17 protein-coding genes are annotated in these 14,100 nt (G+C 68.0%); 10 read left to right on the top strand and 7 right to left on the bottom strand.

The window, feature by feature from the left end:
• The first annotated feature begins 342 nt into the window (after window positions 1-342).
• Window positions 343-1,818, top strand: coding sequence for a HEAT repeat domain-containing protein (locus VHR41_11175; protein ID HEX3234749.1), 1,476 nt, complete (start codon window positions 343-345; stop codon window positions 1,816-1,818).
• Between the two features lie 78 nt (window positions 1,819-1,896).
• The gene (locus VHR41_11170) at window positions 1,897-2,070 is read left to right on the top strand and encodes a hypothetical protein (GenBank protein HEX3234748.1); all 174 of its coding nucleotides are present in this window, start codon (window positions 1,897-1,899) and stop codon (window positions 2,068-2,070) included.
• A gap of 9 nt (window positions 2,071-2,079) precedes the next feature.
• Here VHR41_11170 and VHR41_11165 read toward each other — a convergent pair whose 3' ends face one another.
• Window positions 2,080-2,433, bottom strand: coding sequence for a hypothetical protein (locus tag VHR41_11165; protein HEX3234747.1), 354 nt, complete (start codon window positions 2,431-2,433; stop codon window positions 2,080-2,082).
• Window positions 2,434-2,533: 100 nt separating this feature from the next.
• Here VHR41_11165 and VHR41_11160 point away from each other — a divergent pair, with 100 nt between their 5' ends.
• The 3 genes from VHR41_11160 to lepB are packed head-to-tail and all read left to right on the top strand — an operon-like array spanning window position 2,534 to window position 4,454.
• Complete coding sequence (locus tag VHR41_11160; protein ID HEX3234746.1) at window positions 2,534-3,232, top strand: efflux RND transporter permease subunit; 699 nt, start codon at window positions 2,534-2,536, stop codon at window positions 3,230-3,232.
• Window positions 3,210-3,680, top strand: a complete 471-nt coding sequence (locus VHR41_11155) for a peroxiredoxin (GenBank protein ID HEX3234745.1) — start codon at window positions 3,210-3,212, stop codon at window positions 3,678-3,680. The genes VHR41_11160 and VHR41_11155 overlap by 23 nt, the downstream gene beginning before the upstream one ends.
• Window positions 3,681-3,731: 51 nt before the next feature.
• A complete protein-coding gene (gene lepB / locus VHR41_11150) occupies window positions 3,732-4,454 on the top strand; it encodes a signal peptidase I (GenBank protein ID HEX3234744.1) in 723 nt (240 codons plus the stop codon).
• A 12-nt stretch (window positions 4,455-4,466) separates the two neighbouring features.
• Here the strand turns inward: lepB and VHR41_11145 are convergent, their stop codons facing one another.
• Complete coding sequence (locus VHR41_11145; protein ID HEX3234743.1) at window positions 4,467-4,730, bottom strand: hypothetical protein; 264 nt, start codon at window positions 4,728-4,730, stop codon at window positions 4,467-4,469.
• 130 nt (window positions 4,731-4,860) lie between these two features.
• Here VHR41_11145 and VHR41_11140 point away from each other — a divergent pair, with 130 nt between their 5' ends.
• Both VHR41_11140 and VHR41_11135 read left to right on the top strand, forming a co-directional pair.
• Window positions 4,861-5,274: a plastocyanin/azurin family copper-binding protein gene (locus VHR41_11140; protein ID HEX3234742.1), complete on the top strand. Its 414-nt coding sequence runs from the start codon at window positions 4,861-4,863 to the stop codon at window positions 5,272-5,274.
• Window positions 5,275-5,463: 189 nt separating this feature from the next.
• A complete protein-coding gene (locus VHR41_11135; protein ID HEX3234741.1) occupies window positions 5,464-5,826 on the top strand; it encodes a hypothetical protein in 363 nt (120 codons plus the stop codon).
• An 8-nt stretch (window positions 5,827-5,834) separates the two neighbouring features.
• Here VHR41_11135 and VHR41_11130 read toward each other — a convergent pair whose 3' ends face one another.
• Window positions 5,835-7,532 (bottom strand): methyl-accepting chemotaxis protein, encoded by a 1,698-nt coding sequence (locus VHR41_11130; protein HEX3234740.1) that lies wholly within the window; start codon window positions 7,530-7,532, stop codon window positions 5,835-5,837.
• Entirely contained in the window at window positions 7,529-8,776 is a 1,248-nt protein-coding gene (locus VHR41_11125) for a branched-chain amino acid ABC transporter substrate-binding protein (protein ID HEX3234739.1), read from the bottom strand. Before VHR41_11125 ends, VHR41_11130 begins: the two co-directional genes overlap by 4 nt.
• Window positions 8,777-8,924: 148 nt before the next feature.
• On the opposite strand from VHR41_11125, the gene VHR41_11120 reads away from it, so the two are divergent.
• Window positions 8,925-9,206: a Smr/MutS family protein gene (locus tag VHR41_11120; GenBank protein ID HEX3234738.1), complete on the top strand. Its 282-nt coding sequence runs from the start codon at window positions 8,925-8,927 to the stop codon at window positions 9,204-9,206.
• Between the two features lie 8 nt (window positions 9,207-9,214).
• On the opposite strand, the gene VHR41_11115 is transcribed toward VHR41_11120, so the two are convergent.
• The 3 genes from VHR41_11115 to VHR41_11105 form a co-directional block, all read right to left on the bottom strand.
• A complete protein-coding gene (locus VHR41_11115) occupies window positions 9,215-9,772 on the bottom strand; it encodes a hypothetical protein (GenBank protein HEX3234737.1) in 558 nt (185 codons plus the stop codon).
• A gap of 96 nt (window positions 9,773-9,868) precedes the next feature.
• A complete protein-coding gene (locus tag VHR41_11110) occupies window positions 9,869-10,069 on the bottom strand; it encodes a cold-shock protein (GenBank protein HEX3234736.1) in 201 nt (66 codons plus the stop codon).
• A 199-nt stretch (window positions 10,070-10,268) separates the two neighbouring features.
• Complete coding sequence (locus VHR41_11105; protein HEX3234735.1) at window positions 10,269-10,790, bottom strand: methylated-DNA--[protein]-cysteine S-methyltransferase; 522 nt, start codon at window positions 10,788-10,790, stop codon at window positions 10,269-10,271.
• Between the two features lie 146 nt (window positions 10,791-10,936).
• On the opposite strand from VHR41_11105, the gene VHR41_11100 reads away from it, so the two are divergent.
• Both VHR41_11100 and VHR41_11095 read left to right on the top strand, forming a co-directional pair.
• Window positions 10,937-12,922, top strand: coding sequence for an Ig-like domain-containing protein (locus tag VHR41_11100; protein HEX3234734.1), 1,986 nt, complete (start codon window positions 10,937-10,939; stop codon window positions 12,920-12,922).
• A 42-nt stretch (window positions 12,923-12,964) separates the two neighbouring features.
• Window positions 12,965-13,576, top strand: a complete 612-nt coding sequence (locus tag VHR41_11095; protein ID HEX3234733.1) for a hypothetical protein — start codon at window positions 12,965-12,967, stop codon at window positions 13,574-13,576.
• The last annotated feature ends 524 nt before the right edge of the window (window positions 13,577-14,100 follow it).

Genomic DNA, 14,100 nt, shown 5'->3' with positions numbered 1-14,100 from the left:
CCGCAAACGTCTCCCTGTTATCGGCCTCGACGGCACGCGGGGCCGGTCTCGCCAGGGTCGCGTGCTCCGGAAACGAAATTGTGATATTTTCCTGATCTCGCCGTGGAGCAGGCACTCCCCTGGCGGACCCAGGCAGGTGTGGATCCGTCGCGGGCCACCCGCCCGTTCCGCCGCAGTCCAGCGCCCAGGTGCGGGTCCGAGTCTCGCCCCCGTTTCTGATGGTCCGCCCGCCGCGGGCAAAGGCCCCCGACGGCGGTGGAATGGTCCGAGCGTACCGAGTTGCGCGGTTCACGATCGGAGTGCACCTTGCCAAGTCCCCAAGTCCCTCATAAAGGATCGAGCGTGGACCTCACGTCCACCTTTGTGAAGCGCTTCGGTGATCTCGTCGCGCTCCTCCGGGCCGACCCCGGGAATGACGCGGCGCAAGATCTGGCACTCACCGCCGCCGCCGCTGCCGTCGCCGAGCATCCGGTCGAGGTGGAGGCCGGCGTGGAGTGGAGCGTCATTCCCGATGAGCTGACGCTCAAGGGCAGGCTGCTCGCTCGATCGGTCGATCACCTCCGGATCTCCGCTGGCGCCGAGCCGCACGAGCTGCTGGCCCTGGCGCGCGCGCTGGCGCACGACCTGACGCCGCTGCCGAGCACGGCCCACGTGCAGGTCGAGCTGATTCCGCTCGCCGCGGCTGCGCCCTCGGTCGAAGGACCACGCCTCGAGCGGAGCCCCGACCGCTCGAGAGCCGAGCAGGCCCGCACGGGGGAGCGGCGGCGTTGGGAGGAGCGGCGGCATTCGGCCCGGGCTCGCTGGACCGGCAACGAGCGCCGGCTGGGGGGCGACCGGCGGCTCACCGGAGAGCGCCGGCTCTATGCCATTACGGAGCAGCGCGCCACCATCGCCCAGCTGCAGGAATCGCTGGTTCGAAGCGCCCGCAACGTCGCCTGGGAGACCTTGCTCCACACGGCCTACGATCTGGTCCGGCTGGCCCCGAAAGTCCCCGCGGTCGAGCGCCGCATGTTCGGCATTGAGGTGCGGCGGGGCATCTCCCGAAATGCCGTGGAAGCCGTCGTGGACCTGGCTGAGCGCGACGCGGAGGTCCGTGGACGCGCCACCGAGGTGCTGCGCTGGCTCGGGCCCGACGCCGGCGAGGTACTGCTCGACCGGCTGCGGCAGGGGGAGGCCATCGGCGTGCGGGCCTTCTTCTACGACGTGCTCGGCGGCATGCCCGAGGTGTATCCCATGGTGACGCCCCTGCTGCAGGGGCATCACGCGCACGAGATCCGCCACGGCGCCGCCCTGCTCGGCCGCCTGGGCCGGCCCGAGGCGGTGGAGGCGCTCGCCCCTCTGCTGAGCCACCGGGATGAGCGGATCAGGGCCGCGGCGGTCCGCGCCCTGGGCGAGATTCACCGCGGACCTTCCGCCGAGGCCCTGCGCGATGCGCTCCATCACCCCGATCCCAAGACCCGGGCCGCGGCCGCCGACGCGATCGGGATGTGGCGAGGTGGGGCGCTGGCACTTCTGCTGGTCGGCGCCCTGGAGACCGAGCGCGACGGCGAAGCCTGGCATGCCATCGTCTCGGCGCTCGGCCGGATGGGCACGCCGGAAACCGCCGGGGCCCTGTCGACGGTAGCCCTCACCCGGCGAAGCATCCTCCGGCGTCAGGGCTACACCACTGGTCAGCGACTCGCGGCGGTCAATGCGCTGGGACTCTCCGATACCCCGGCGGCGCGCGTCAGCCTGGAACGCCTGGCCCGCGAAGCCGAGGGAGTGGTGCGCTACGCAGCCGATCGCGTGCTGCAAGCGGATCGGCAGCGGGCGGGCTGAGGAGCAGGAGTTGCTGTCGGGGCTCTCTCGCGGCTAACCTACCCCGTTCGGGCCCCCGAAATCCGACCGGAGAAGCACATGATGTACTGGCTTGGAGTCCTGCTGGCCACCATCGGCGCCGCGCTCATCCTTGGCGCGCTGACCTTCGTCTCCGCGCTGATCGGCGGAGTGATCAACGCCATGATCGTGCTCATTGCCGGTCCGATCATCGACACCATCGTCGCCCGCCGTGGCGGCGCCGCTCGGCGCTGACGGCCGGCCTTACTTGTCCCGCGCCGGCGCCTCCGGCGTGGTTGCCTGCCGCAATGCCCCGTCGTAGTTGATCTTGAGGCTGCCCAGCAGCTCCCGCAGGCCCCGCACTTTCACCTGCAGACTCCCACCCCGTCGCGCCATCGTTCCCATGAGTCCGGCGGTGTCGGCCAGACCGCCGAGGCTCAACGCGGCCGAGTTGCCTTTGATGTCGTCCAGCAGACGCGCCAGCCCGCGCACCATCGCCTCGTCGGCCTGTAGCGCCCCCATCGCCTCGATCACCGAATAGATCCGCTGGAACTTGGGTGGGAGGGTCTCCAGGTAGGCGAGCTGCGTCTGCTGGCGGGACGAGAGTTTGAGGGCCATCCCTGAATCTCTCAGGGAGGTCGTTCGTAGGGCAACAGGTCGCGGATCCGGGGGTCCGCCAAAGGCACGAGCTGGCTCGCATTAACCGGCAGGACCATCTATGAAGCTCTCCGAGCTGTCCATCCAGCGGCCGGTGCTCACGCCGGAGGAGTTCTCCAGCCTGGTGGTGTCCAACGCCGGCGGCGTGCTGGTGAAGCTGAGCGACGTGGGTCGGGTCGAGCTGGGAGCCGAAGACGAGCGTAGCGCGCTGCGATTCAACAGCACGCCCGCGGTGGCGATCGGCGTGGTCCGCCAGTCCAAGGCCAACCTGATCCAGGTGGCCGATGCCATCCGAGCCGAGCTGCCCAAGATCCAGGAGGCGCTGCCGCCCGGGGTCAAGCTGGCCGTCGCGTTCGACCAGTCGATCTTCGTGAGCCGGTCCATCCGGGAAGCGGAGGATACCCTGGTGCTCGCCGCGGTCCTGGTGGTGATCATCATCTTCCACTTCCTGCGCAACCTGCGGGCGACGATCATCCCCGGCCAGGGCTCGAGCTTCGTCTGGGTGACGGACCACGGCAAGGCGACCCGGCGGCAGGTGGAGCTGGGCGTCCGGACACCGGGGTTCGTCGAGCTCAAGAGCGGAGTCGACTCGGGCGAGGTGGTCGTGGTCGGTGGGCAGGAGCGCCTGGGAGAGGGCGCGAGGGTGAGCCCGAAGCTCATCCAGCGTTCGCCGGCGAATGCCGGAGAGGCGAATGCCGGAGAGGCGAATGCCGGAGAGGCGAATGCCGGGGAGGAGAGTGCCAGCGTTGGAGCCCGGTGACAAGCCGCCCGACTTTACCCTGCGCGATGCCACGGGGCGCGAGGTCTCCCTGGGAGATTTCACCGGGAGGCACGTCATTCTCTACTTCTATCCGCGGGATGACACACCCGGCTGCACCAAGGAGGCCTGCGGCTTCCGCGACGAGTGGGACGCGCTCGGGCGATCCGGCGCGGTCGTGCTGGGCGTGTCGGCCGACGATGCGGAGTCGCACCGGCGCTTCGCGGCCAGGTACCGGCTGCCGTTCACCCTCCTGTCGGATCCCGATCACGCGGTGATGCGTGCCTATGGGGCCTACGGAGAAAAGACGCTCTATGGCCGGAAGACCACCGGGGTGATCCGGTCGACCGTCTGGATCGGCCCCGACGGACGGGTACGCCGCCATTGGGCACGGGTGGCGAACGCGGCGAAGCATCCCGCCCAGGTGCTCGCCGCGTTGGCCGACGCCTGAGCGGCAGCCGTCCCATTATCTTTCCGGCACCCACTTATCCTGGAAAGCTGCATGACTGTCTCGACCGCCACGCCAGCCCGCTCCATCGTGGCCTGGCTGTGGGAATGGACCAAATCCATCGTCGTAGCCCTCGTCGTCTGGTTCTTCCTGCGCACCTTCCTGGTGGAGGCGTTTCGCATTCCCTCCGGCAGCATGGAGAACACCCTGCTGATCGGTGACTTCCTGTTCGTGAACAAGGCGCTCTATGGCGCGGAAGTCCCCATCATCCATGCCCATCTGCCGGCGGTGCGGGAGCCGCAGCGGGACGACATCCTGGTGTTCGATTCGGTCGAGGAAGAAGGGCTGAAGGTGGTCAAGCGGCTGATCGGGATGCCGGGCGACACGCTGTACATGGAAAGCGGACAGCTGTACCGGAACGGGAGGAAGGTCGACGAGCCCTACGCGGTGCATTCCGACCCGACCCGGTCGGAGGATCCGGTGCAGCGGGCCAAGATGCGGGCCTGGCAACTGCCCCATCTGGTGCAGCGCGACACGGCGAGCTATCAGCCCGACCTGCAGGACTGGGGGCCGATCGTGGTGCCGGCCGATTCGTTCTTCATGATGGGGGACAACCGGGACAGCTCGTACGACGGGCGCTACTGGGGATTCCTCCCGCGGCAGAATGTCCGCGGACGTCCGCTGGTGGTCTACTTCAGCTACGATCCCAGCAGTTGGCGTGCGGTGCCGTTCCTGACTGCGGTTCGCTGGACTCGGCTGTTCACCCAGCCGCGGTGAGCTGGACGGGCGTCAGTTGCCGACGTGGGGTCGGGGAGCCTCGGGCATCGAGGAGCGGCTCAGCATCCGGGGGATGTAGGCCGCACTCCGGCCGCAGGCCGTGCAATGGAGGGTGACCCGCCCGCCCTGCGCGTCCTCAGAGGACGATCGTTCCGGCGTGCGCTCGACATCGATCGAGTTACAGGAGGGACAGACCAGGGGTTTCTGGTCCCGATCCGCGGCGATCAGAATCAGCGCTTCCGGCGCTCGGTACTCCTTGATGCCCCGACGACCCAAAGTCGGCCCTTCTGGCGGGTACCGTGGCATGGAACTAGCCCACCCGCCTCACGATTCCCAATTTACCGATTGCTGCGCGGGTGCGCAAAGGTTTGCGTCGGTGTCTGGCTGGAACACGGAGTGTGACGCGATGAATGCACGGCGGAGATCCTGGCTCGCCATATCCCTCCTCTGCACGGGCATCTCCGCGCCTGCATGGGCCCAGGCGACCCATGTCGTCCGACTCGTAGCTGATCAGGGAAAGCAGGAGTTCCGCTTCGACCCATCGGCGATCACAGTCAAGCCGAACGATATCGTGGTGTTTCGGGTGGTGAGCGGCGCGCCGCATTCCGTGGTGTTCGAGGGGCGGGGGCTCTCGCCCGGGGTGCGCGGGGCGTTCAACAGCGCCATGCCGCGTCGCTCGGGTGACCTCAGCAGTCCGCTCCTGACGGCCACGGGCAAGGACTACCAGATGGTGGTGCCTCAGGTGCCGCCGGGGACATACCTGTATTACTGTCTGCCCCATCGAGCCTACGACATGCGGGGGACGCTCACGGTGGAGTGAGTTAAGCCTTTGTGTTGGATAAGCTTCTGGATACGCCCCGCCGGGCCATCAGGCGGGGCGCTTGTTTGGTGGGTCACAAATCTTCGCATAGTATGATCACATACTACTAGCGCGGTGGCCACCGCCATGCGAGAATTCGCTCATGCCGGCACTCCAGGTGCCCGGCGATCCGCAGGCGAAGGAGGACGCGTGGTGTCGGAACTCGGCGGTTCACAAATCTCGACCTTGCTGGAAACCCTTCCCGGCATCGCCAACGTGCTGCGTAGCCCGGTGGCGGACGCGCTGGGCAACGTGATCCGGGCGGGCGCGCGGCTGGCGGAGTTCAACGTGCAGGACGCCGAAGAGCTGGTGCGGTATGCCACCCGCCGCGGGCTCCTGGGCCAAGAGGAGGGTGATCGGCTGCTGGCCGAGGTCCACGCCGCGGAGCAGCGGCGCGCCGACAAGGCGGCTGATCGGGAGCGGGCGCTCAAGGCCAAGGCGAGAGCCAAGAGCAGGACGGTCAAGGCGGTGAAGAAGACCAAGAAGGCGGCCAAGAGCGGCCGGAGGCGGTAACCCCTCGCTTACGTCTTGAATTCCTGCATCAGCGCCGTCAGCCGCGTCGCACCCTGAAGCAGGTCGCTCGCCGCCGCGGCCATCTCCTCCGTACTAGCACTCTGCTGCTCCGCCGCGGCGGTGACTTCCTCGCTCGCTGAGGCGTGCTCCGACGCAGCCTGGCTCACCTCCTGAGTCCGCATTCCCAGTTGCTCGACGATGTGCCGGTTCGCCGCCGCCTCGCGGGCCACGTCCTCCGCGGCCGTATGGACCTCCTCCACAGCCGTGGAGATCTCCTCCAGTGCCCGCGCAGCCGCCAGCGCGACGTTCTCGATGCCCTGCACCTTGGTGGAGCCCGACTCCATCGTCTCCGACACGCCCCGCACCTGTTTGCGGATCTGCGCCACCGTCTTGGCCACGTCCTCGGCCGCCCGGGCGCTCGAGTCGGCCAGGCGCCGGACCTCCTCCGCAACCACCGCGAAGCCGCGACCGTGCTCGCCGGCCCGCGCCGCCTCGATCGCGGCGTTGAGCGCGAGCAGGTTGGTCTGGGAGGAGATCTGCTTGGTGAGATCGATGAAGGCGGTGATCGGCTCCGAGAGCCGAGTCAGCTCCTGCACCTGTACCGCGCTGGCGCGGACGACTTCGCGGACGTCCAGCAGGGTCTGTCCCGCCGCCGATACGTCGGTCCGGTGGTGGGCGGCAAGGTTCTGGATTCGGTCGCCCAGCTCGACGACCCGTCCTGCGGCCCGCGCGTTGGCTTCGGCGATCTGCCGGAGACTCAGCAGCAGGCCGTCGGCCTTCTCCATGCCGGCCACCTGCTGCTCGGCGCTGGCGGCGATTTTCACCATGGCGGTGGAGATCTCGCCGCTGCTCGCGGCCAGCTCCTCGCTCATGGCGGAGAAATCCGTGGCGCTGTTGCCGATCTGACTCGCCTCGCTGACCACCGAGACCACCACGCCCCGAAGCCGCGATCCCATGTCGTCCATCGCCCGCCCCAGGCGCTCGATCTCGGTCGGCATCGCCGAGCCCAGGCGCACCGCGCGGAGATCGCCCGCACCGAACTGGTCCGCGGCGCTGATCAGCCGGGTGAGCGGCCGGTCCACCGAGCGCACCGTCCAGTATGAGGTGCAGCTCCCCAGGAGAAGCGACGCGGCGAAGAGGACCCACAGCGTCGAACGCTGATTCCGCGCGTGCCGCCGCAGATCCGCGGCCCTCGTGACCGACCGGGTGGTCTGGGCCAGCCCGAGAGCCCGCACGTCTCCCAGCAAGGTATCCGACGGCGCCCGCGCCAGGTCCGCCGTTCGCCGGGCCTCGTCCAGCCGGCCGAGGTCGGCGAGGGCCTGGGCGGTGCCGTAGGCCACCTCGATCTGGGCCTGGTTGGCGGCGATCTTGTTGACGATGTAACGGTCGGATGTGGTGAGCGAGGCCAGTCCGCGGTAGCGCCGCTGGAGCGCGTACGCGGAGTCGCCCTCTTCCAGCATCTGCATACGAAGCTGGGCAGACGGCCGGAGCAGGTACTGTTCCGCCGAGCGTACTTCCGAGGCCATGGAGGAGACCAGGCCGTTGCCCAGGTCGGTGCTCTGCAGCACCAGGGTGAGCTCCTGATCGACCGAGGTGTCGAGCGCGCGAATCGATCGCACGCCCAGCAGCGCGATAACGAAGACCATGGCGATCAGCAGCGCCATCCCGGTGATGACTCGGCTTCGGAGGCTCCTCAACGGATTCACTGGGTGCCCTCCACCGGGCTCCCGGCCGGCTCCGCCCCGTCCACCACCTCCACCGCGCCGTGCCGGACCAGGCCGATATACACGTTCTGGTTGGGCACGTCGCCGGCGGCATCGAATGCCACCGTGCCGGTGACGCCTTCGAAGGCGGGGCTGGCCGAGCCCACGCCAGCGAGCGCCCGGCGCACGGCCTCCCGGTCTGCCCCGACCCGGGTGATCACGTCTCGCAGCAGATAGATCGCATCGTACGCACCGGCGGCCGGCTGGTTGGGCAGACCGACCTCGGGGTATTTCTTCCGGAACGCCTGCACGAAGCGGCGGTTCGCCGCGGTGGGAATGGCGGGAAAGTAGGGAGATGACAGATAGACGCCCTCGGCCAGCGCGCCGGCCTCCTGAATGCCTTCGAGACCGTCCCCGCCCAGCACCGGCATCCGAAGTCCGCGGGCCCGAGCCTGACGGATGATCTCCTCGGCTTCGCTCCGATTCCCGGCGATGATGAGGAACTCGGGCTTTCTGCCCTGGGCCAGCCGGTCGAGGTAAGGCCCGACATCCGGACGGTCGCCCAGATACGGGTCGATGGAGCGGAGATCGCCGCCCAGCCGGGTGAACTCGCTGACGAAGGTTTGCCGGATGCCGCGACCGTACTGATCATTGAGATAGAGTACCGCGCCCTGGGTGAGGTGGAGCCGGTCCCGCACCCAATGGGCGAGGACCGCGCCGTGTGCCAGGTCGCTGGGACAGATCCGAAAGGTGTAGGTGCCCGCGGTCGTGACCTCGGGCGACGAGGATGATGGCGAGATCGCCACGAGTGGATGGTCGCCGCCATTATAGACCGGTGCGGCCGCGAGGGTCATTCCGGAGAACAGGTGGCCCACTACGGCGGAGACGTCGGAGGCGTAGAGATCATTGGCTACGAAGACCGCGGAGTCGGGATCGGCGTAATCGTCCTTGACTAGCAGCTCCACCGGGTGACCGTTGATCCCTCCTGTCGCGTTGATCTCTTCGACCGCGAGCTCCGCGGCGAGCTTCATCGGCAGGCCGATGGGATCGCTGAAGGAACCGGCCAGCCCGATGTGGATGGCCTCGCGCGAGCTGTTGGCGCAGGAGACCACCAGCAGCGTCGCTGTCAGAAGCGCGGCTCCGCGCGGCGCAAATGGCCTGAATCGGTGGAACAATGCCAAGGCACGCTCCCGGTTGAGTCGCCCTCGACCGGGATCGGGCCCGGCGCGCTGAAGCAGCGACCTCATATTTTGATGTAAACTGCTCTAGGGAAAAGGCTTGGAGACATTCGCGGGGGCCGGCCCGCGGCACTCGGCCGCCGGCCTGGCGCCCCGACTCTGATGGCCGACGGCGGGAAAGTGCAATTTACGTACTCAGGTCGGGAGGGGTGCCAGGATGGATTGGATCGATCGACCCGCGGAGGCCACCTACGACCTGCACGGGCAGACGGTGGTAGAGGCGGTAGACAACGCGGAGCGCTTCCTCCGGGTTCAGGGACGGGTGCGCGGCGGACGGGTGGTTCGTCTCATCACCGGACGAGGTCGCGGCGGCGGCGGCGCCCCGGTCAGGACTCGGGTGCGCACTCTGCTCCGTACACTCAAGGTCCGGGGCGCGCCGGTACGGGATTTCGTGCTGGAGGAATCGGAGGGAAGCTTTCTCGTGCTCCTGGCCGGCTGACGGCGGGTCTACGAAGGGCCACTCCCTGCCGGACGGGCCCGACTCCGGCCCCAGCCGTCGAGCACCCGGCCGTCCACCAGGCTCACGGAGGCTGCCTTTGCTCCGTGATCCGTTCGCCAGGTGAGTCGGAGCATGCGGCCGCGGCGGACCCATTGCATCATCCATTCGCTTCCGCGCACCGTCGCGCCTACCCGGCCGTAGCTGGCCTCGATACGCCGGCGCCAGCGATCGAGCCGGTCTCCCGCCGCATCGGACGAGAGGGTGATGACTCCCGCCACGCTGTCGATGGCGGAGACCCAGAGGTTGACCGTTCCGCCGAGGTCGGCGTCGGTGATCACGGCGCGGCACTCGGAAACGCGCCGGTCTGCCTTGGCCTGGTCGCAGCGCAGCCGTCCGCCGCCGAGCCGGCGGAGACGGGCCTCGATCTCACTCAGCCGGGCGCCGGCTTCGAATCCGTGGAATTGGAGGACGCTGCTGTCGGAGACGAGTCGTGAGGCGGCCGGTGCTCCCCGCAGGGGCGAGGAGGCGAGCAGAGCCAGGCTGAGGATGCTGGTCCAGCTGATCATGGCCGCCGTGGGTCGGAGAACGTCCTGATCCCCCGCCGAGCGGGGGACCAGAGAGCAGGGGCGTTGCGTCAGTGTAGAAGGGCGCTGGTGGCGGCGTCAGACCTTGCGAACGTTGGAGGCCTGCAGGCCTTTGGGACCCTCGACCACCTCGAACTCCACCGAGTCTCCCTCGGAGAGCGATCGGAAGCCTTCGGCGATGATGGCGGTGTGGTGCACGAACACGTCTTTCCCACCCTCCTGCGCGATGAAGCCGAATCCCTTGGCGTCATTGAACCACTTGACGGTGCCCTTCGCCATTGCTGCGACCTCTTGAAAGGGAGCCCGCGGGCTCCGGGGAAACACCCGGCCCTTGTGGCCGGGAGAAAACGCCCCATTAAAAAGCCGCCCGGACCAAGGGTCCGGCCGGCCACGCTAACTCAAGGATGCAGTGGAAGGGACCGCGCGGTGCATGCCATAAGGTCATGCGCGGAAAGGGATTTGTCAATACAACGAGGCTCTAGCGGAGCACCACTCCAGAGGCCCTCAACTCGTGGTCCAGCAGCCATCGCTTCTTGGCCAGCCCGCCGCCGTAACCCACCAATCCGCCGTCCTTGCCGACCACTCGATGGCAGGGAATCAGGATGGCAAGGTGGTTCGCCGCCACCAGCCAGCCGATCTGCCGCGGATGAAGCTCGGTGGCGCGAGCGATGTCGTCATACGACCGGGTCTCGCCCAGCGGGATCCGGCGGAGGGTCTTGAAGACTGCCACCTGTGCCGGAGAAAGATCGAACCAGCGCTTGAGATGCTCGGGATAGGGAAAGGGCCGGGGGCTGCCGCTGAAGTACTCGTCCAGCCAGGCGACGGTGGTGCGGCACGGCCCCTGGGCGATGTGGAGCTCGGGAACGGCAGCGCGCAGCCGAACCGCCCACTTGACCGTCACGGCACGGTGGGGGAACTCGACGACGAGTGGGCCGGCCTCGCACTCCACCACCGTGAGCGCGCCCACCGGCGAACTGTAAGAGGTCCACTCCACGTGCATACGGGTCTCCGGAAACCGCGGCTGCTCCAAGGACAAAGTTAGCCCGTGAAAGCCGCGGGAGCCATGCGCCGGTACCGGTGCGCCCGACCCCGATGTACATTCTCCCCTCCCGCGCTCATTCCGATTTTCTTGCCTCGAGGTGCTCGATGCTCCACGCCGTCGGCCTCCTGCTCGCGCTGCAACAAACCGCGCCCGTCCCGCCGACCCCTTCACCCATCGCCAAGGCGATCGTGCAGCCGGCCGAGGTGGCCATCCAAGTGGGTGACACCGTCCGGCTCAAGGTCTCGGCCCTGGACTCCGCAGGACGACCGTACCCCGGCACCACCGTGCGGTGGTTTCAGTCCGGTGGGCACTTCGAGGGGACCGTGGATTCGACGGGGCTGGTGACCGGTGGCGCGACCGGAACCCTCACACTCAGCGCGCTGGTGAGCCCGGCCGCCGGCGGCTCACCGGCCGCCGGGTTTGCCCGGGTCACCATTTTGCCGGGACCCGCCGCCAAGATCGCCATCGAGCCAGTGGTCACCAAGCTATATGCCGGGCAGACCGTGCAGCTGATGGCCACACCCTACTCCGCCAATGACGACCGGCGGTACGACGAGGTAATCTGGAGCTCGGATGCGCCCGCGGTCGTGGCGGTGAGCCGCTCGGGACGGCTCACCGGCGGCCGGCCCGGTCGGGCGACCCTCACCGCGCGGGCCGGCCGGAGCCGGCGTACACTCAGCATCACGGTGCATCCCAATCCGGTCGCTTCGCTGCAACTGGAGCCCGGGGACACCAGCATCCGCACGGGCGATGTGCTGAAGATCGGCTTTCGGGCCCGTAACGCCGCGGGCCGTACGGTGAGCGACGCGCAACCCGAGTGGAGTCTCAGCCCGGGCAACGGGCAGATCGACCCCGACGGCAGCTTCGTGGCCGATGTCCCCGGGATATATCGGGTCGCGGCCAGCTTCGCGGGCCGAACCGCCGAAACCCTGGTCACCGTGAGGGACCGCGATGTCCGCCGTCCCACGACACTGGTGGGGCGGCTGCCGATCGCCTTCCCCGCCGCCGAGTTCTGGATCCATCCGGACGGAAAGCACGGATATCTCACTACCATCGGCGATCGGATCTACGCGGTCGATCTGGCGAATCCTGCGACGCCGTCGATCACCGACTCGGTGGTGGTGGATGCCCGGCACATCAACGACGTGATGACCACCGAGGACGGCAAATACGGCGTCCTCACCCGGGAGAATGCCTCGACCCGCAAGAACGGGATCGTGGTCCTCTCATTCGAAGATCCAGCCCACCCGAAGGCGATCGCCGAGTTCACCGAGACGGTCACCGGTGGGGTGCATAGCACGTTCATCTACCGCGGCTACGTCTATCTCACCGACGACGCCACCGGATCGATGCGGGTGATCGACCTGCGCGATCCCTACAAGCCGCGGCAGGTGGCCCGGTGGGAGACGCCCGGCACAAGCGCGGGCCGGATGCTGCACGACATCGACGTGCAGGATGGGCTCGCCTACCTGAGCTACTGGAACAACGGTCTGGTGATCCTCGACGTCGGCAACGGCATGGCCGGCGGCAGCCCGGAGAACCCCCAACTGGTCTCCCAGTACAAGTATGCCCTGGATGATCTCTACCGCGATGTCGAGGCGGTGGGCGGACCGGGGTTCATCCGTGGCACCCATACGGCCTGGCGCCACGGCAAGTACGTCTTCGTCGGAGACGAGGTGTTCTCGGCGAAGCCGCGCAATACCGAGGGAGGTGGCGTGGTCGGACTGGGCCGAGCCTACGGGCGGCTCCACGTGATCGACGTATCGGAGCTGCGCCATCCCAGGGAGGTGGCCTACTACGAGCCCAAGGACGGAGGGACCCACAATGTGTGGGTCGCAGGCGACACGCTCTACATGGGTGACTACCAGGGCGGCCTCAGAGTGCTGGATATCTCGGGTGAGCTCCGGGGCGACCTCTTGCGGCAGGGCCGGGAGATCGCGCACGTGGTCACGGGCGACAGCCGCGGCGTCGTGCCCAACGCGGCGAACGCCTGGGGCGCCTTCTATCGGAACGGACTGGTCTACGTCAACGACATCAACGCCGGGCTCTGGATCGTGAAGGTCGAGCCGTCGTCGGAGCTGACGCCTTGAGCGGCCATGGTCCGGGGGGCGCCCAGCACGTAGATTGAAGGCATGACCGCGCCACAAACTCTGGTTGTCCGCACCTTCACCGATCGGGCTGAAGGACTGTCGCACTTCGTGCTCCGGGCCGGGGAGGCGCCTCGCCTGCTGGCCTTCGACGATGCCCTGGGCTGCCCGGTCGAGACCGCCCTGGCCGCGCTGGAGTGGAGTGGGGCGGTGGGGGTGCTGCTGGACGACGATCTGCTGCACGCGGCCAGGCTCACCAGCGAAACCGCGGCCGCCGTCATCGAGCGAAAGAGCGCCAATGGGCGCCGCTTCGTCTACCTCGGCCCGCGCCTCGATGCCCCGCCGATGGATGTCTTCGAGGGCGCCGTCCTGTTCGATGAGCCAGGGGTGAAGGCGGTGGAATTCACCCATCGGGCGCACGCGCTGGCTCATTTCCTCCGCGCCACCGCCGGAGCCGGGGCCCTGCTCGCGCTACTGGGGCGGCGGGCTCCGGAGGTGCGACACCTTCGCCGCTGGCTGGGTCCGATCATCCATGAGTTGGACGTGCCGCGCCCGCTGGCCGCGGGGTGGTACGCGGCCAGCTCCGCGGGGTGCCTGTTCGCTCCCACCGAGCTGGAGCCGACCTACCGCTATATCGAGGTGGGGCTGGAGTCTTGAGGGTTCGGTGCCCAATGTGGATTCACATCTCCACATCGTGTGGACGGAGGCGGTAGGCGCAGGCAGCGGCAGGGGTTAGGTTTCCACATCCGAAGCTGGCCGAAGAGACGTAACCCGAATAAAATCAGGCACTTGCGAGATTCTCGCGGGTGCCTATTTTACGTCCACGCGCCTGAACGGAAGCGTGCTGAGACCCCGTGTCGCAGTCACGGCCTGAAGGCGGGTTCGAGCGGGATATCAGGGGAGAGCGCCGACGCAACCAAGGGCTCAGGCTCTCGTTGATCCTGGTGATCACCCCGGCTCGGACAGGTGAAGCCAGTCGCGTGCTTCATCCGCCCCGATCTTGCGCCTCGGGGTGCAGTGCGAAAGGTCGGTCCGCGACCCGATCCGACTCGCAGCGCTCGCATAGACGAACCAGGTGGGATGGCCATCCGGCCTGGGGATCGAAGCCGAGGCTTCACCTCGCCCTCCCGAGCGGCGAATCAGCCAACCGGTGGCAGGTGGGAGAAGAACGGCGGCAGCAA

This window comes from Gemmatimonadales bacterium, from assembly GCA_036265815.1.
GTDB lineage: Bacteria > Gemmatimonadota > Gemmatimonadetes > Gemmatimonadales > GWC2-71-9 > CAVVWJ01.
The sequence above is the reverse complement of the archived record's forward strand: the minus strand, read 5'-3'. Positions and strand labels throughout refer to the sequence as shown.